The following is a 17257-nucleotide window of genomic DNA, read 5'->3' on the forward strand; positions in this document are numbered from 1 at the left end:
GCACAGGCGTTGGCACTGACCGGCGCCGCCTGTTTGTCCAGACCCGAAAAGTCCCCTCATTCCTCTCAGGAGAAGCACATGGCCACCCTCAAAGGATCGCGCACCGAACAATGCCTGAAACAGGCTTTTTCGGAAGAGGCGCAAGCCAACCGCCGTTATCTGTACTTTGCCAACCAGGCCGACATCGAAGGCCTGAGCGACGTGGCGGCCCTGTTCCGCTCCACCGCCGATGGCGAAACCGGCCACGCGCATGGCCACATGGACTTTCTGGCCCAGGCCGGTGACCCGATCACCGGTTTGCCGATCGGCACCACTGCGCTCAACCTGGCGTCGGCAGCGGCGGGCGAAATCCACGAATACACCGACATGTACCCCGGCATGGCCAAGACCGCCCGCGACGAAGGTTTCGACGAGATTGCCGACTGGTTCGAGATCCTGGCCAAGGCGGAGCGCTCGCACGCCAACCGCTACCAAAAAGCCATCGACAGCCTGCAAGACTGAGCGCAGCCCATGGACCTGCACGGAAACATCACCCCCGAGAACCTGATGTCGCTGGAGGCCTACGCCCGCTGGCGCAAAGTGCATCAAGCCGAACTCATCGCCCTGCGCCAGCTGCGCAGCGTGCAACTGGGCGAGCATTTGCGGGTGCAATTCGAAAACGAAGCCACCGTGCGCTACCAGATTCAGGAGATGCTGCGCATCGAAAGGATCTTTGAAGAGGACGGCATCCTGCACGAGATTGCCGCCTATGCGCCCTTGGTGCCCGACGGTGGCAACTGGAAGGCGACTTTGATGCTGGAGTACCCCGACGCCCACGAGCGCCAGCGCGAGCTGGCCAAGCTGATCGGGGTGGCCGGCCGGGTGTTTGTCGAGGTGGAGGGTCACCCCCGGATTTACGCCATCGCCGACGAAGACCAGGTGCGTGACACCGCCACCAAAACCTCAGCGGTGCACTTTTTGCGTTTCGAGCTGGACGCGGCCATGGCCGCCTTTGTCCAAGCTGGTGCGGGTGTGCGCCTGGGCTGCGACCACACGCATTACCCCGCGCACATGGACATGCCCGCGCCGACCTTGGCCAGCCTGGCGGGCGACCTCAATCCAACTTGATGTGGGCCGCCTTGATGGCCTGCGTCCAGTCGGCGATGTCGCGATCGAGCAGCTTGGTCATCTCGGCTGGAGCCACAAAGCGCACCTCGATGCCCGCCACGTCGGCGCGCTGCTTGCTCTCGGGCAAGTCCAGGCTGCGTTTCACGGCATCGGCCAACTGGTTGATGGTTGCAGCCGGTGTGCCAGCCGGGGCGTACAGCGCCACCCATGACTCGAGGTCAAAGTTGGGGTAACCCGCTTCGGCCATGGTGGGCACTTGGGGCATGCCCGCGTGGCGCTTTTTGCCGGTCACGGCCAAGGCTTTGAGCTTGCCCGCCTGGATGTGTTGCATCACCGAAGGTGGTGTGGTCATGAACACCTGCACTTGACCGCCCAACACGTCGGCAATGGCCTGGCCCGAGCCTTTGTAGGGCACATGCACCAAGTCCACACCGGTTTGCTGTTTAAAAATTTCGGTGCCGATGTGCGAGACCGAGCCATTGCCTTGCGAGGCGTAGTTCAGCTTGCCCGGGTTTTGTTTCACGTAGGCGATGAACTCTTTCATGTTGCTCACCGGCACCGAAGGGTGCACCGCCACCACGTTGGTGGCCACGGTGATCAGGCCCACGGGCGTCAGGTCTTTCAGCTCCCAAGGCAGCTTGCTCATCAAGATCGGATTGGCCACGTGGTAGCCCGAGTACGACACCAACAGCGTATGACCATCCTTGGGCGCCTTGGCCACTTGTTGGTAAGCCAAGTTGCCGCTGGCGCCGCCCTTGTTTTCAACCACAACGGATTGGCCGATCAGGCGGCCCAAAGGCTCGGAAATCAGGCGGGCCGAGGTGTCCACCAGGCCGCCCGGCGGCACCGGCACCACCAGACTGATCGGCTTGCTGGGGAAGGCCTGCGCCATCAGGGCCATGGGGGCACACAGGCTGGCCAGGGCCAGCAAGCGGGTCAATTTGCGACGTGTGTTCATTTTTGTCTCTCTCTCTTTTTTGCAGGGGGTGCTCAATCAGCGCATGCCGATCTTGGCGTCGTTGAAAATGTTTTTCGCTTCGCGGGGCAGGCTGCGCCAATACTGGTGCTGCGCGTCGACGGTGCCGCCCAAGGCCACGGCGGCTTCCCAGCCCCAGCGCGGTTTGTACAAGAACGAACGGGCCAGCGCGACCAAGTCGGCGTCACCGCGCTGCAGCACGGCTTCGGCCTGGGCGGGCTCGGTGATCAGGCCCACGGCAAACGTGGTCAGCCCTGAGCGCTCTTTGACGGCTTTGGCCAAATGCACCTGGTACTCCGGGCCCAGCGTGATTTTTTGCAAGGGCGACACACCGCCCGAAGAGATGTGCACAAACTGCGCACCGGCTGCTTTGAGCAAAACCGACAGCTCGCAGGTCTCGTCGATCGTCCAGCCGCCATCGACCCAATCGGTGCCCGAAATGCGCATGCCCAGCGTGCCGCCAAAGGCTTCGCGCACGGCTTTGAACACCTCCAGCGGGAAGCGGATGCGGTTCTCAAACGAGCCACCATACGCGGCGGTGCGCTGGTTCGACAAAGGCGACAAGAACTGGTGCAGCAAATAACCGTGCGCGGCGTGCAGCTCTGCGGCCTCAATGCCCAAAGCCTGGCTGCGGCGTGCGGTGTTCACAAAATCGGCCTTGATTTGCGCCAAGTCGGCCAGGCTCAACTCGGTGGGGGCTGCTTCTTGTGGCAAGTGGGGCAGGGCGCTGGGCGCCACGGTGGGCCAGCCGCCGTCCTCGGGGGCAATCAGCATGCCGCCGTGCCACGGAGCAGCGCTCGACGCCTTGCGCCCCGCGTGGCTGATCTGAATGCACACCGGCACCTGCGGCGCTTGGCTGCGGGCGCGGTCCAACTTGTCCGCGAATGCCGCTTGCGTGGCATCGTCCCACAGGCCCAGGCAGCCGGGGCTGATGCGGCCCACAGCCGACACCGCAGTGGCCTCGATGGTGAACAAGCCCGCGCCGCTGTTGAGCATATTGGTCCAATGCGTCAGGTGCCAGTCGGTCGCCAGGCCATCCACAGCCGAGTACTGGCACATGGGCGCCACGACGATGCGGTTGGGCAAGGTGAGGGGGCCGCTGGGGGCGTCGAAGGTGAAGGGGGTGAAAAGCAGGCTCATGGAAACAGTCGGTTGGAAAGTACTTGTCACTGCGAGCGAAGCGCGGCAATCCAGTTGTACGGGCATGCACAGAGACTGGATCGCCACGCTTCGCTCGCGATGACGGGGTTAAGTTCGCTCGCGATGACGGACTAAAACCTGAATCTTATGGAAAACGGCGAGGATGCTTATCCGTTGGGCGACATGACCCCTGTCAACCCTGACTTGATTTACCCCCTTTGTCACCCCGGACGTGATCCGGGGTCCATCTCCCTTGCAGCCATGGATCCCGGGTCAAGCCCGGGATGACGTTTCACTCTCCTTTGTCATTGACGTCTCGCTCTCCTTTGTCACTGACGTTTCAATCTCTTTTGTCACCCCGGACTTGATCCGGGGCCCATGCCTTTGCATGCATCACTGTCAGCGGCAAAAGCGCCCCACAGCGGCCACTCGCTGGGCAAGGGCGATGCCACGTGCAACAGTTGGCCGCTCACCGGGTGTGGCAGGTCCAGGTGCAGCGCGTGCAGCCACAGCCGCTGCAGGCCCAGGTGCTCGGCCACGGCGCGGTTGAGTGGGCCTTTGCCATGCGTGGCGTCACCAATGATGGGGTGGGCGATGTGCTTCATGTGGCGGCGCAGTTGGTGGCGGCGGCCGGTCAGGGGTTGCAGCTGCACCTCGGCCCAGCGCAGGGTGGCAAAGTCGCCTTGCGCAATGGGCAGCTCGCCTCGTCGCAGGGTTTCGTAGCGCGTCTGCGCGGGCTGCACTTCCTCGCGCTCAGAGCGCATGTCGTCGGGCATGCGCTTCAAGGGGTGGTCAATCAAGCCTTGGTCCAAAGGCCAGCCCCGCACAATGGCGCGGTAAGTCTTGTGCAGGCCCTCGCCGGTTTCAAACGCCTGGCCCAGCGTGCGGGCCACCTCGGCGCTCAGGGCAAAGACCAGCACGCCGCTGGTGCCCTTGTCCAGCCGATGCACCGGCCAGACGTGTTGGCCGATCTGGTCGCGCAGGGCTTGCAGCACAAAGCGCGTTTCACCCTTGTCCAGCGGGGTGCGATGCACCAGCCAGCCTGCGGGCTTGTGCACGATGGCCAAGTGATCGTCACGGTAAAGAAGGTCCAACATGGGCTCGATTGTCGCGTTGTCAGCATGCGGGTGTTCGAGCTATATCCCCAGCAACTGGCAAGGTGAAGGATGAAGTGTGATGACAAAAAGCACACATCGGCTAAGATAAGCCCATGAAACCCATGCGCTGGAACGCCGACAAAAACAACTGGCTCCAATCCGAGCGGGGTGTTTCTTTTGAAAGCATGGTCGTGGCCATTGAGGGGCAGGGCTTGTTGGACATCCTGGAGCACCCCAATGCCGCCCAGTACCCGGGCCAGCGCATTTTGGTGGTGGCGCACGCAGGCTATGCCTACTTGGTGCCTTTTGTGGAAGATGAAGACCATTTCTTTCTCAAAACCGTGATCCCCAGCCGCAAGGCCACCCGTGATTATTTGAAGCAAGGTGAAGACGATGTCCAAGATTGACCGTGAAGAAGCCGAACTGCTCGATTTGTTTGACAAGGGGCAGCTCAAGTCCGTGGCCAGCAAAAGCGAGTTGGCCCGATTCAAAGCGGCTGCGCGAGCCACTTCCATCAAGGACCGGCGCGTCAACATCCGCCTGTCTTCGGGTGACCTGTCTGACATCCAGACCAAAGCGCTGGAAGAAGGTATCCCCTACCAAACCCTGATCGCCAGCGTCTTGCACAAATACGTCTCAGGCCGCTTGACCGAGCGCGCTGTGCCCGGCACTGCGGCCAACCGAAAAAACTCCACGAACTGAAGTTCTCGCCATGCTCTTTTTATTGTCACCCGCCAAATCGCTGGATTACGAAACCCCCGCAGGCGATGTGCCGCACACGCTGCCGCAGTTTGTGCCGCAATCGCAGGCCCTGATCGAGGTGCTGCGCCAAAAGTCGCCTCAGCAAATTGCCGAGCTGATGGACTTGTCGGACGCGCTCTCGGCGCTGAACGTGGCCCGCTATGAAGCTTGGCGCCCGAAGTTCAGCGCCAACAATTCCAAGCAAGCCGTGCTCGCCTTCAACGGCGATGTGTACGAAGGCCTGGACGCCAAAACCCTGAATGCCAAAGAGCTGGACTGGGCGCAAAACCATGTGTGCATTTTGAGCGGCCTGTACGGCGTCTTGCGCCCGCTGGACTGGATGCAGCCCTACCGCCTGGAGATGGGCACCACGCTGCAGACCGACAAAGGCAGCAACCTCTACAAATTCTGGGGCCCGCAAATTGCCGAGCATTTGAACGAACGCCTGGCCGCAGACAAAACGCCCGTCATCGTCAACCTGGCCTCGCAGGAATACTTCAAGGCGGTGGACCGCAAAACGCTCCAGGCCCGCGTGATCGAATGCGTGTTTGAAGACTTCAAAGGCGGCAAATACAAAATCATCAGCTTCAACGCCAAACGCGCCCGCGGCCTGATGGCCCGCTATGCGGTGCAAAACAAAATCACCCAGCCCGCTGGTTTGTTGAAGTTTGACCTCGAAGGCTACGCGTACGACGCCGCCGTGTCTGAACCCGACCGCTTGGTCTTCCGCCGCAAATTGCAAGCATGAGCACCCCCAACAACACCCCCGAACAATCGCAGCTGGGCAAGTCCAGCGCCTATGTGGACCAGTACGACGCGAGCTTGCTGTTCCCCATCCCGCGAGCCACCAAGCGAGCCGAGATCGGCATCACCGCGCAGCCCGTGTTTTTTGGGGCCGACCTGTGGACCGCGTTTGAGCTGTCCTGGCTCAACACCAAAGGCAAGCCGCAAGTGGCGCTGGCCCACATCACCGTGCCGGCCGAGAGCACGCACATTGTGGAGAGCAAATCCTTCAAGCTGTACCTCAACAGCTTCAACAACACCCGCATCGACAGCGCCGACGAAGTGCGCGACCGCATCCGCCGCGACATCAGCGCCGCCATCTGGCACGGCAGCGCGGTGCAAGCCAGCGTGGGCGTCAAGCTCCTCATGCCTGAGATGTTTGACGCCGAGCCCGTGCATGAAATGGACGGTCTGAACCTTGACCGCATGGACATCGAGTGCAGCCGCTACCAACCCGCGCCAGACCTGCTCAGCGCCACCGCCGACGAAGCACCGGTCAGCGAAACCCTGGTCAGCCACTTGCTTAAAAGCAACTGCCTGGTCACCGGCCAGCCCGACTGGGGCAGCGTGCAAATCACCTACAGCGGCCCACAGATCGACCAAGCGGGCTTGCTGCAATACATCGTGAGCTTTCGCAACCACAACGAATTCCATGAGCAATGCGTCGAGCGCATCTTCATGGACATCTGGACGCGCTGCAAACCCACCAAGCTGACGGTGTACGCCCGCTACACCCGGCGCGGCGGCCTGGACATCAACCCCTGGCGCACCAGCGCACCGGGCGCGGTGCCGCCCAATGTACGCACGGCGCGGCAGTGAAGGCATTCACCCCGTTCCCCAAGATGACCCCCACCACCCGCCGCGTTGTCCAAGCCCTTTTGTACGAGGCCATGGCCATCGCCGTGGTCGGGCCCGTGTTGAGCTTGGCTTTTGACAAGTCCACCGCCTCCACATTCGGCCTGGCGGTTGTGTTGTCGAGCATTGCACTGACGTGGAACTACGTCTTCAACTGGCTGTTTGAGCGTTGGGAGTCGCGCCAATCGGTGCGGGGCCGCTCTTTTGCCAGGCGGCTGGCCCACGGGGCGGGTTTTGAAGGCGGCTTGGTCATCATTCTTGTGCCCGTCATGTCGCTGTGGCTGGACATTTCGCTCATCGCTGCCTTGGTGGCCAATTTGGGACTGCTGGCCTTCTTTTTCTTTTATGCCATCGCCTTCACCTGGTGCTTTGACCGGGTCTTCGGATTGCCTGCCTCTGCCCAAGCGGGCGATCTGGAAAAAAGCTGATGATGTGGGCGCTTTGCGCTCTGTGCCCATGGAAATTGTCATACGCGCATTGCCTGCAATGGTGCTCAGCCACGCCCCGCGCTTTCCGCTCGTCAGTCAGTTCCCCGCGCACGGAGATGGAGCGCCGCCGTTTTTCGATCCAGCTTGAGGGCAACCTTTGGCCTGGAACAACTCACGGGCGGGGGCGTGGGCACTGGCCAGTTCGGGTTTTTCTATTTCTTTGACTCGCTCGTAACCCACCTGTGCCAAGGCGCGTTTTAACGGCGCGGCCTTGGGCGAAGGGATGGGCTCGATGATGCGAACAGGCCCTTGGAATTGGGGCAATCGGTCTCGCGTTGCTTGTCATCGAAAGGCAAGTTGCTTAGATCCTTCGATGTAACCACGTTGAGTTACTCAGTACACGGAATTGTCAATCCATTGACCAAGAAAGACACTGCAAGCGGATTCGTGAAGGAAGGTTGGCGAATTGAAATTTCGTTGACTTCATTGAATGAATCCACAAGGCCAAAAGCAAATGCCGATGGCATCACTTCACTTCATTTATCAAGGACATCATCATGAAAAAATTCACACTGATCCTCTTGGCAACACTCGCCACCACCGCATTCGCCGATTCGGGCAACCAAGGCTCCGGTCATGGTTCCGGAAACGGTGGAAGCGCACAGCAAAACAACCCCACCATGCAAGCGACGATGCTCGTCAATACCGCCGTGATCAACAGCGCGTTTGGCAATGGCGGTAGCGCACAGCAAAACCTGGCATCCAATGTGGGCAGCTTCACACCCAACGGCACAGAACTGCAATTGGTCATGGCCAAAAACTCAATGATCATGAACAGCGGCCTTGGTGGCCAGGCAGAACAAAACATCGCCTCCAACATTGGTCATTCCGGTCTGAATTCTTCGACCTACCAAGTGGCGTACATCAAAGACTCCGCCGTGATCAACAAAGCCAGTTGGGGCGGCAAGGCCTTGCAAAACCTTTCGTCTAACAGCAATTGCCTGAGCTGTACCGACTGATCGATCTGCACGTTGATGCAGGGGTGGCTGCCGCTTGCGGCAGTCACCATTTTTGACTCGGAAGAACATCATGAAAACACAAGCTCTGTTGATCTTTGTGACCCAGGCCACCGTGCTGTGGATCGCTTTGCCCGCTCAAGCGCAGTTGGCACCTGGTGAGGATCCAGTTGTTCTACAGCAGCGAGTTAGCTACAACATGCTGCCGCTGAACAATGCACAAAAATCCACTGTCATGAGCGCTTCACAAGAAATACCTGGGTGGGTGCAAGCCAAATTGGCCAGGTTTCAAGCCAAGGCATTTTCAGCTGATACCACCGGCATCATCACCGACGAATCCGTGGTGACTTCGACCACCAATGATGGTTTGAAAAAAGTCTGCACACAAGATGTAGGCAGCAATACCAACACCACCGGACTTTCGTCGGGCCGTTATGGCCCTCAAAACGACCCCCAAGTGGTCGTCCTTCGAGGTGATTTGGTCAACATCTGCAGGTGAACTTCTGCTTGCGTCGATGAATCCTTCGATGTCAATTTGGGGTGTCTGTCGTACGCCCCCTCCCTCTCTGGTAACCGTCATGACCTTCAGCACACCCCATCTGACTTTGTGCGACTTGCTCAAAAAACGCGCAGGACACGCCCTGTTGATGATGCTAATTCTTGCGTTGACGGCATGCAGCACCCCCATGGATGCACGAAAGGACGCGGCTTTTCAAAGTTACGGTCATGCTGCCGACAGGCCCACGCAAAGGCCCATGCGATCCATGTCGAGTTTTTCAGATTCATTGCAGTGCATGGATCGGTTGATGCGGGACGCGCAAATCCCCACGACATTGATCACGAGCAAGCAGATTCCAGACTTTTCCACACGCGTACCTGTTGCGACCAAAGACATGGTGATCACGGCGCTGCTGCAGATGTCGCGACTGTCCAACGCATTCCGTTATGTGGACTACGAGGTGGACATTGCCAGGCAAGACACCGTTCAGAACTTGACCAATATTTTGCTGAACAATAACCAGATCCAACTGCAGCGACCGGCCCTCTACGTTTCAGGATCGGTGGCATTTGTGGATCAAAACGTTTTGAACAACCGTTTCGATGCTGGCACCTCTGGCGCACGTTTTGAAACCGGCTACAGCCAAAACAGAACAGTGACCATCATCGGTTTGGAATTGCATTTGGGCGACTTTCGCACCCGCACCATGATCCCTGGACTGGACTCAGCCAACGAAGTGATCATCAGCAATGGTGGTCAGGGCCTGGACCTGGCGGGTCGCATCCGCGATTACGGTTGGCAATTCAACGTCGGACGAGACTATGCACAGGGATCTGGTGCTGCGGTTCGCACATTGGTTGAACTGGCGATGATCGAGTTGACCGGGAAATGGGCCCGCGTGCCGTATTGGCAATGCCTCACCATGGAGCAAACCCACCCGAATTTTCAGCGACAACTGAGAGACTGGTACGACGAGGGCAACATCGGGATCCACGAAGCTTTGATTCGTCAATCGCTGGTCAGCAAAGGCTATCTGTCCTCGAGCAACGTGCAGCCCCCTTCCTTGACGACATTTCGCACGGCCTTATCAAAGTTCCAAGCCGACAACGGCATGGTCGTGACAGGCACCGTCGATTTCAGCACCTATGAACGAGCATTGCGCGACTATGTAGCTCTTAATGCACAGGGGCAACTCATTCGTTATGGCTGGTTGTCGACCTCGGCCGATCCGAAAGCCTTGAGTGCCAATGAAAAGCTTTCGCCCACCATCTCGGAAAAAGTGTACGGCGTCAATGAGCTTCCGCGCAGCATCGACTTGCAAATTGAAAACATCCTGATGGGGCGCAAACAATTTGAAGTGGGCGAACAGGTTTTCTTGTCGCTGACCGTTTCACGTCAATCACACCTGGCTTGCTATTTGTCCAACGCTTCTGGCCAAGTCATGCGTTTGTTGCCCAACCCCGTGACGCCACAAGCCCAAATTTCCGCAAACCAAGCCATCCGGCTGCCCGACTGGATGAGTCCAAATCCTGGTTATGTGATCGAAACATCCGGTGCGGGTACCGAAGGCCTTCTTTGCATGGCCACAGACAAAGATGTCAGCAACGAATTGTCAGAGCCCTTGAACGGTCCAGCACTGAGACCCCTCACAGGCATCCGTGATTTGCCAGATGTACTGGCCTTGTACAACCGCGCGCTGGGTACAGAAGGCTACACATCGGCCACGGTGACATGGGATGTGAGCGCACGCAAGGCACCAACAACGTCATCTGCGACAGCAGCGCCTTCAGCAGCGGCCAGCACAAAGCGGTGAACGAGCCAAGTGAACCCATGGAACCCAATATGCATATTCTCAAATTGCACGCGCGTGTTGTATGCCCCGTGCACAGTCGGCTGTCATGGTGCTGGCCAGTGGTGGGCCTGCTCATGTGCGGCGGTCAACTCACGCAGGCACAAGACAAGGTGGTGGAGGTCCGCGGCGGCGCACAGGCCACGGCACTGATGGCCGCAACGCATGCGGTCAGTCCGCCCCCTTTGGATGCCAACCCTTTGCTGCGCGAGGTCAAACCCACTGCACCCCGCAACATCACGGGAACACCCTCCGCAGCGCAAGCACGCCAAGTGGCACGTCTGCAGTCTTTGGCTTTAGACAAGACCCCACCCGCTGCGTCCAATAAAAAAGTCGACCCCAAGATGTCGGCAGCAGAGGCCGCGTGGACTCTTGGCCTGTTGTCACTGCATGGAATTGCCATGCCTATGAACCAGGCACAAGCACAAAAGTGGTTTGAACTTGCCGCGCACAAAGGCCTTGCTCTTGCGCATGCTGGCTTGGCCTGGTGCGCTCTGGAAGGATGCACGGCCCCTTCAGATCCAGAGGCAGCGCAATCGTCGATCAACATTTTGCGAAAGGTTAATGCGCCGCGCGCAATCTATTTGGAGTGGCTGGCACTGTCCCTGAAGGCACCCGTCCAGATGACCCCTGAACGCAACGGCACGCCCTCAAGTCAACCCGAGCCACAAAGCACCAACGCGCAGTTGTCCAATACAGCGTTGCTGCTCGAAGCCGCAAGCAAAGGCGATGTCCAAGCCCACATCGAATTGGGGATTGTCAGCGCTTCCAACAACCGCATGGCTGAGTCTTTGGCACATTTTCAGGCGGCGGCCTCGCGATCGAGCGTGGCGGCCAGCAATGCCAAAATCGTGTCCGAACGCATGCGCAACAGCCCTCACCCAGACCAGGCGCTGTCCAGATCTTCCAGCGGCCAGGATTCAGCCGCTTTGCTCATACAAGCCAGACGCTTGCACAGTGGGCAAGGGGTACCGGCCAACTTCACCGAAGCCATGCGCCTGTACCGGTTGGCAGCCAGTCTGGGCAACGCCCAGGCTGAAAAAATGCTGCAACTGATTTATGCCAATCCCAGTCCGGATGGTCAAATCAATATCGCGTGGATGCAGCAACTGAAAGACATTGACTTGACAACGCAAGCTCCCCAGCAACTCAAGCCAGCCGCGCCTTTTTGGCTCAGGCGTGAGCCCACTGCCTTATACGACCTGCTACCTGCTGTGTGGCGATAGGCGACATACTTTCGATTTGACTTAATGAAGTCCGCATTCATAGGCAGTAAAAATGGCCTGTGCACGGGTTCTTACTTTGAGCTTGCGAAAAATGTTCTTGACATGTGTGTTGACAGTTTGACCTGCGATGCCGAGCTTCAAACCTATCTGGGTACTGGAGTAGCCGTCACCCACCATCTTCAGCACTTGTTCTTCGCGAGGGGTTAATTTTTCCAGTGAATGCTGCGCTTGATCTTGGGTCCATTGCGTGGCTAAAGCCAGAGCATCACTGATGATAGACACCTGGATCGGCTCATCTGGCCAGAATGTTTGGGTCTTATCGCGCGTCGACTCGGTCAGTGAAACACAAGAATTTTTGGTCATTCAAACCCCTGAAGTAGCAGGCACTTGGATGCCTTTTTAAAATTCGAATAAGGCTAGTGCTGCAACGCATGTCACCTGTCCAAGGGCAAATTTTATTGAATGATGGCCTGCTTGACTGTGCTTTAGTCCACAAGTGCATCGGCCTGTGAATGACATCACATTCCTACGGACTTGGTCGTGCACAAAAGCATCCGCATTGGCATGTGGCGGCTTGGACATCAACCCCTGGCGCACCCGACACCCCGGCGCGGTGTCACCCAACAACCGCACAGCGCGGCAGTGAATCAAGCCACCGGATCTTGCCAAGCCGGGTGCTTGGCCATGACCTGCGCATAAGCCTCAGAGCCCTCAAAAGCGGCCAGCCAGACGATCAAGCGCGGCCAAGGCTGCGCGGCAAACCAGACTGGGTCGGTGTGCGCAAACTGCCGCACAAACGGCGCCAGCGCCGCGTCCAGAAAACCCCAACGCGCACCGGCCAAAAAGGCCTGCTGCTGCAAACGCGCATCCAGCTGCGCCAGCCACTGCGCACCCAAGTCGCGGTCGGCCACGCCACTGGCCAGGCCTGATCGCTGCGGGTATTTGTAGCGGTCCAGGTGTTGCTTGAAAGGCCCATCGCTGAGCGCAATCCAGCGCAGCACATCGGCCTCGTCGGCAGCTGCGGGCAACCAGCCCTGCGGATCGTGCTGGCGCAAGGCCCACAGCATGATGTCCAGGCTCTGATCGATCACCTGCGAATCGGCAGGCAGCCACAACACCGGCACCGTGCCCTTGGGCGACAAAGCCAGCATCGACGCGGGTTTGTTCTTGAGTACCACCTCGCGGTGCTCATAAGCCACGCCACTGACCAACAAAGCCAGCCGCGCACGCATGGCGTAGGGGCAGCGGCGGAAGGAATAGAGGATGGGGGAGGGCATGAGGGGGAATGATAGGGCTTGCATCTGGTGCCCAGGCCAATTCAGTTAGAGTCCCCCCCATCCTCCAATCCCGAGCGCGCTCAAGTCCTTGCAGCCTCTCGATCCCATTCCCTTTGGCTGACCAAGACCCCACCCCCGCCGCCCCTTGCACCGTTCCACACGCTTTCGAACGTGACGTTCAACATGAGTTACGCCATGTGCGCACCCTCATGCAACTGGAGCAAAAGGAAGACCAGGCGCAGTTCAAGCTCAAAAACGCCAGTGCCAGCATCAAAGAGCGCCGTCGGCGCGGCTTGACTTGGTACCCCGTCACCATCACCCAAGAAGACATTGGTTTTGGGGGCAAGGTGGTCTTGGAGCTGGAGCGGCCTGCGCATCGGCAAGACCTGCACTTGTTTCAGGTGGGCAAAAACGCTTGTGTGTTCAGCAATGCGCCCGGCTACTCGGGGCCTGACCGGCCCGTGCTGAGCGGCGTGGTGACCAGTGTGCGGCGCAACAAGCTGGTGCTGGCCACCACCAAAGAAGAGCTGCCCGACTGGGTGATTAATGGCAACAACCCAAACGGCAGCACCCACAACGGAAGCACGTTAGGCATTGACTTGACCTTTGACGAGGTCAGCTACCGCGAGATGCACCAAGCCTTGAACGACGTCATTGGCGCACACGGCAACCGCTTGGCCGAACTGCGCGACGTGCTGCTGGGCGTGCGGCAGGCCAGCTACCGCGAGCCCAAAGCCGACGACCTGTTTTACCCCAGTGCGCTCAATGACTCGCAGCTGGTGGCGGTGCGCCATGTGATTGCGGCGCAAGACGTGGCCATCATCCACGGCCCGCCCGGCACGGGCAAAACCACCACGCTGGTGCAGGCCATTTTGGAAACCATCCGGCGTGAGCGGCGCGTGCTGGTGTGCGCCCCTTCCAACACCGCCGTGGACCTGCTGACCGAAAAACTGGCCGAGCGCGGTGTGAACGTGATCCGCATGGGCAACCCCAGCCGCGTGTCGGACCTGCTGCTCAAGCACACGCTCGACGCCGGAGTGATGGCCCACCCCAGCTACGCCAAGATGCACGCCATGCGCCAAACCGCTGAGCAGCACCGAGTCACGGCCAGTGAGCTGGCCAAAGAAGGCGTCCGCCATTTTGGTTTTGAGGGGCGACAGCACCGCCAACAGCTGCGCGAAGAAGCCCGCACGCTGCGCCAAGCCGCCGACGATTTGGAGCGCTTCATGACCGAGGACGTGCTCGAATCGGTGCAGGTCATCACCTGCACGCTGGTGGGCGCCAGCCACCGCCACATGCGCCACCTGAGCTTTGAGACCGTCTTCATCGACGAAGCCGCCCAAGCCCTGGAGCCAGGTTGCTGGATACCCATTGCCAAGGGCCAGCGCATTGTGTTGGCGGGCGACCACCACCAGCTGCCGCCCACCGTGAAAAGCGAACAAGCCGCCCGCGAAGGCCTGCGCGAAACCCTGTTTGAAAAGTGCATCCAGCGCCAACCCAACACGGCCCGCATGCTGACTACGCAATACCGCATGCACGAGCAGATCATGGGCTTCAGCTCCGAGAAGTTTTATGGCGGCCAACTGGTGCCGCACGCCAGCGTGCGCCACGCGGGCCTGGAGGCTTATGACTTGCGTTTTGCACCCGACCTGCCGGTGGAATTCATCGACACGGCGGGCTGCTCTTATCAAGAAGTGGCCATTCCCGAAAGCCGTTCAACCGCCAACCCCGAAGAAGCCCACTTGCTGCTGGAGCGCCTGGCGCAGCTGCTGGCGCCCTACGACGAAGATGAACTTGGTGAACACGACCAGCGCCCGCTGAGCATCGGCGTCATTGCACCGTACCGCGCCCAAATCAACTATCTAAAAGACGCCATCGAAGACAGCGAAGTGCTCAATGGTTTGCTGCTGCAACGCAGGCTCAGCGTGGGCACCGTCGATTCGTTTCAGGGCCAAGAGCGCGACATCATTGCCATCACCTTGACACGCAGCAACCCCCAAGGCGAGATCGGCTTCCTGTCCGACATCCGCCGAATGAACGTGGGCATGACCCGCGCACGGCGCAAGCTGCTGCTGGTGGGCGACTCGTCCACGCTTTGCAGGCATCCGTTTTTTGTGGAGTTGTTGACTTATGTGAAGGGAGTGGGGGGTTACCGTACAGCCCGGACTGCTGGCCAGCCCCGCCGTTCGCCAAGCCTATGACGCACAAGCGCCCGAGTTTGAGCTGGCCCGCGAACTGATTGCAGCGCGTATGAAAGCGGGCCTGACGCAAGGCGATGTGGCCGCACGCATGGGCACGACCCAAAGCGTGGTAGCACGCATCGAAAGTGGCAGGGGCACGCCATCCATGCGAACAGTCCAACGCTTTGCCAGTGCCGTGGGTGCGCGTGCAGTGGTGCGCATGGAGCCTTTGACGGCTGCATGACCAGCTGCTGCAACGCAGGCTCAGCGTGGGCACCGTCGATTCGTTTCAGGGCCAAGAACGCGACATCATTGCCATCACTCTGAAGCGTAGCAACCCCCAAGGCGAGATCGGCTTCCTTTCTGACATCCGCCGCATGAACGTGGGCATGACCCGCGAACGGAGCAAGCTTTAGTCAGTGGGCGATTCGTCTATGCGGTCATTCAAGTTGTGCTGCAAGTTTCCCCAACTTTTGCTTCAAAGCATCTCTCAGGTTGGCGTCCAAACCAATGCGTCGCAGCGCAGCTCTCTCATAGTCGTCGCGACTATTAAAGCGTAGACCTTTGACAATGCCATTAAGAACGCCAGAGTCGCGAACCGGGTACCTGCTAACAATTCCATGAATGTCAGATATGTCAACAAACGCTGTAAGGCGCGCAAGCTCATCTGGGTATGGCGATTTAACGGGAATGTTTAAATCGTCACAATCGTTCGCTATCAACTGTTGACGTGTGGGGATCTGTGAAAGTAGTTGGTCACGCATCTGCCGCTCAGCAACGCGGCTTGCTAAATGCTCTTTCGTCCCTTGTCCCTTGAGTGATTCAATCGCTATGTCCTTTGCTGCATTCAGCATTTCCTGAGGATCGATGCCAGATATCTCTGCTTGCTTTATTGCGACAGCGGTTTGGGCTTCCAAAGAGTAGATCAGGCTTTCAACAGCGAAGATCGGCAGCGGATAGACACCATCATCCTCAAACTTACTCATCTGTTCTGGAGACATGCCATCATGATCGATAAGACCAAACGCTTTTGCTCGGTGTACTTCTTCGATATCTCGAAGGCCCTTAACTGCTCTCATAACGTCTTTGCAACTCTCACAAGGTCGTAAAGAAACTTTTGGGAAAAGAAGCGCATATAAAGGTTGATCCAAGCTAGTCTTGTTATTTCCTTCAATAAATAAAATTTTGCGTCGCGCACCAATTACGTCAATCCACAGCCATTCTGGAATTTGCTCTGAATCATGGATGACATCGACATCCCAAGAGACGATTTTTTCCTCTTTCCAAACGCAGTCGCGCACAAGAACTATTTCGCCCCCTTTAACTGCTGCAGGCAAATCAAGTTGGTGGGTACAGACTACAAAGCCACAGTCAGGCCGTTGCAGTATCAGTGCCTTTATAAGAGCAACAACGATTGAGGAGTGCAGGTGAAGCTCTGGCTCGTCCAGCAAGAAGACCATACCTGGTTTTGCTGCTACTACCTCGGCTGCAATAACTAGTGCAGACCGCTCACCATCTGACATTCGTGCATAGCTGTACAGCGTGTCGCCCCGTATCGCCCTTAATTCACCATCAGCAACCTTAAGCTGTACTGTCAGATTTGCCTGAGCTAGCAACGAATTTACGACGTCCAACGGTGAGTTATCAGTTTGGAGTCGAGTGATCGCAACGGAACTCGATCCCTCGGCCTTTATTTGGTTTGCGGCATCGAGTTTGTACTGAGTCTCAGCCGCCTGAAGATCATGAATCGCCTTCTCGTTGGTAGCTGTACCTTCTATGGGTTTCCATCTTTTTTCTGGCTGGGAGTCATAGTGTTTTTGGTTGGCAGTGAATTGACGGCGACTTGCCGGTGTCATCGAAAGACTTTCGTGATCGAAATAGCTCGGTCGTGACCCTGGCATGTAGATGACCTTTCCATTCCAATTTGCAGCAAGCGAATTGACTAGAGCAGACTTGCCTGTGCCATTGCGTCCCAAAATAAATACTGGCCTGCCTGCCCTGACACTTACTTGCACGGGTTCTGACTGGGTTTGAATTTCTATCTGTGTGAGCGCTGGACGTTCTTCTGTCTTCATACTTATTC

21 protein-coding genes are annotated in these 17257 nt (G+C 58.3%); 14 read left to right on the forward strand and 7 right to left on the reverse strand.

Going from position 1 to position 17257, the window contains the following annotated elements:
* The first annotated feature begins 78 nt into the window (after positions 1-78).
* Together B9Z43_RS12090 and B9Z43_RS12095 are read left to right on the forward strand one after the other, a co-directional pair.
* Complete coding sequence (locus tag B9Z43_RS12090; RefSeq protein ID WP_108325909.1) at positions 79-501, forward strand: rubrerythrin family protein; 423 nt, start codon at positions 79-81, stop codon at positions 499-501.
* A 9-nt stretch (positions 502-510) separates the two neighbouring features.
* Positions 511-1107, forward strand: a complete 597-nt coding sequence (locus tag B9Z43_RS12095) for a DUF3501 family protein (protein ID WP_108325912.1) — start codon at positions 511-513, stop codon at positions 1105-1107.
* Here the strand turns inward: B9Z43_RS12095 and B9Z43_RS12100 are convergent.
* From B9Z43_RS12100 to B9Z43_RS12110, 3 genes are all read right to left on the reverse strand, one after another.
* Positions 1094-2065, reverse strand: coding sequence for a tripartite tricarboxylate transporter substrate binding protein (locus tag B9Z43_RS12100; protein ID WP_108325914.1), 972 nt, complete (start codon positions 2063-2065; stop codon positions 1094-1096). The genes B9Z43_RS12095 and B9Z43_RS12100 overlap by 14 nt on opposite strands.
* A 36-nt stretch (positions 2066-2101) precedes the next feature.
* Positions 2102-3223: an NADH:flavin oxidoreductase/NADH oxidase gene (locus tag B9Z43_RS12105; RefSeq protein ID WP_108325916.1), complete on the reverse strand. Its 1122-nt coding sequence runs from the start codon at positions 3221-3223 to the stop codon at positions 2102-2104.
* Between the two features lie 353 nt (positions 3224-3576).
* Positions 3577-4320 (reverse strand): pseudouridine synthase, encoded by a 744-nt coding sequence (locus tag B9Z43_RS12110; RefSeq protein ID WP_108325918.1) that lies wholly within the window; start codon positions 4318-4320, stop codon positions 3577-3579.
* Positions 4321-4433: 113 nt separating this feature from the next.
* Between B9Z43_RS12110 and B9Z43_RS12115 the strand changes: the two genes are divergently transcribed.
* The 5 genes from B9Z43_RS12115 to B9Z43_RS12135 are packed head-to-tail and all read left to right on the forward strand — an operon-like array spanning position 4434 to position 7127.
* Complete coding sequence (locus B9Z43_RS12115) at positions 4434-4727, forward strand: toxin (RefSeq protein WP_108325920.1); 294 nt, start codon at positions 4434-4436, stop codon at positions 4725-4727.
* On the forward strand, positions 4714-5022 hold the full coding sequence (locus B9Z43_RS12120; protein ID WP_108325922.1) for a hypothetical protein: 309 nt from the start codon (positions 4714-4716) through the stop codon (positions 5020-5022). The genes B9Z43_RS12115 and B9Z43_RS12120 overlap by 14 nt, the downstream gene beginning before the upstream one ends.
* Positions 5023-5032: 10 nt before the next feature.
* On the forward strand, positions 5033-5809 hold the full coding sequence (gene yaaA, locus B9Z43_RS12125) for a peroxide stress protein YaaA (protein WP_108325924.1): 777 nt from the start codon (positions 5033-5035) through the stop codon (positions 5807-5809).
* Positions 5806-6663 carry an NADPH-dependent 7-cyano-7-deazaguanine reductase QueF gene (queF, locus tag B9Z43_RS12130; protein WP_108325927.1) on the forward strand — a complete coding sequence of 286 codons (858 nt, stop codon included), beginning with the start codon at positions 5806-5808 and terminating at the stop codon, positions 6661-6663. The genes yaaA and queF overlap by 4 nt, the downstream gene beginning before the upstream one ends.
* A gap of 23 nt (positions 6664-6686) precedes the next feature.
* A complete protein-coding gene (locus B9Z43_RS12135) occupies positions 6687-7127 on the forward strand; it encodes a PACE efflux transporter (RefSeq protein WP_108325929.1) in 441 nt (146 codons plus the stop codon).
* 96 nt (positions 7128-7223) lie between these two features.
* Here the strand turns inward: B9Z43_RS12135 and B9Z43_RS17065 are convergent, their stop codons facing one another.
* Positions 7224-7451 (reverse strand): hypothetical protein, encoded by a 228-nt coding sequence (locus tag B9Z43_RS17065; protein WP_146183959.1) that lies wholly within the window; start codon positions 7449-7451, stop codon positions 7224-7226.
* 233 nt (positions 7452-7684) lie between these two features.
* On the opposite strand from B9Z43_RS17065, the gene B9Z43_RS12140 reads away from it, so the two are divergent.
* The 4 genes from B9Z43_RS12140 to B9Z43_RS12155 all read left to right on the forward strand — a co-directional run bounded on the left by B9Z43_RS12140 (position 7685) and on the right by B9Z43_RS12155 (position 11717).
* A complete protein-coding gene (locus B9Z43_RS12140; protein WP_108325931.1) occupies positions 7685-8146 on the forward strand; it encodes a hypothetical protein in 462 nt (153 codons plus the stop codon).
* Between the two features lie 70 nt (positions 8147-8216).
* Positions 8217-8642, forward strand: a complete 426-nt coding sequence (locus B9Z43_RS12145; protein ID WP_108325933.1) for a hypothetical protein — start codon at positions 8217-8219, stop codon at positions 8640-8642.
* A 307-nt stretch (positions 8643-8949) separates the two neighbouring features.
* Positions 8950-10455 carry a DUF4384 domain-containing protein gene (locus tag B9Z43_RS12150; protein WP_233250156.1) on the forward strand — a complete coding sequence of 502 codons (1506 nt, stop codon included), beginning with the start codon at positions 8950-8952 and terminating at the stop codon, positions 10453-10455.
* Positions 10456-10484: 29 nt separating this feature from the next.
* Positions 10485-11717, forward strand: coding sequence for a tetratricopeptide repeat protein (locus tag B9Z43_RS12155; RefSeq protein WP_158270111.1), 1233 nt, complete (start codon positions 10485-10487; stop codon positions 11715-11717).
* Between the two features lie 21 nt (positions 11718-11738).
* Here the strand turns inward: B9Z43_RS12155 and B9Z43_RS12160 are convergent, their stop codons facing one another.
* Entirely contained in the window at positions 11739-12080 is a 342-nt protein-coding gene (locus B9Z43_RS12160) for a response regulator transcription factor (RefSeq protein WP_108325940.1), read from the reverse strand.
* 284 nt (positions 12081-12364) lie between these two features.
* Positions 12365-12994: a glutathione S-transferase gene (locus B9Z43_RS12165; RefSeq protein ID WP_199222306.1), complete on the reverse strand. Its 630-nt coding sequence runs from the start codon at positions 12992-12994 to the stop codon at positions 12365-12367.
* A 209-nt stretch (positions 12995-13203) separates the two neighbouring features.
* Here B9Z43_RS12165 and B9Z43_RS12170 point away from each other — a divergent pair, with 209 nt between their 5' ends.
* The 3 genes from B9Z43_RS12170 to B9Z43_RS12180 are packed head-to-tail and all read left to right on the forward strand — an operon-like array spanning position 13204 to position 15590.
* A complete protein-coding gene (locus B9Z43_RS12170) occupies positions 13204-15195 on the forward strand; it encodes an AAA domain-containing protein (protein ID WP_199222307.1) in 1992 nt (663 codons plus the stop codon).
* Between the two features lie 22 nt (positions 15196-15217).
* Entirely contained in the window at positions 15218-15418 is a 201-nt protein-coding gene (locus B9Z43_RS12175; RefSeq protein WP_255417098.1) for a helix-turn-helix transcriptional regulator, read from the forward strand.
* Between the two features lie 7 nt (positions 15419-15425).
* Entirely contained in the window at positions 15426-15590 is a 165-nt protein-coding gene (locus tag B9Z43_RS12180; RefSeq protein ID WP_255417099.1) for an AAA domain-containing protein, read from the forward strand.
* Between the two features lie 24 nt (positions 15591-15614).
* On the opposite strand, the gene B9Z43_RS12185 is transcribed toward B9Z43_RS12180, so the two are convergent.
* Positions 15615-17249 carry an AAA family ATPase gene (locus tag B9Z43_RS12185; RefSeq protein ID WP_108325950.1) on the reverse strand — a complete coding sequence of 545 codons (1635 nt, stop codon included), beginning with the start codon at positions 17247-17249 and terminating at the stop codon, positions 15615-15617.
* Positions 17250-17257: the final 8 nt, after the last annotated feature.

Origin of the sequence: Limnohabitans sp. MMS-10A-192, assembly GCF_003063335.1 — a bacterium.
GTDB lineage: Bacteria > Pseudomonadota > Gammaproteobacteria > Burkholderiales > Burkholderiaceae_C > Limnohabitans_A.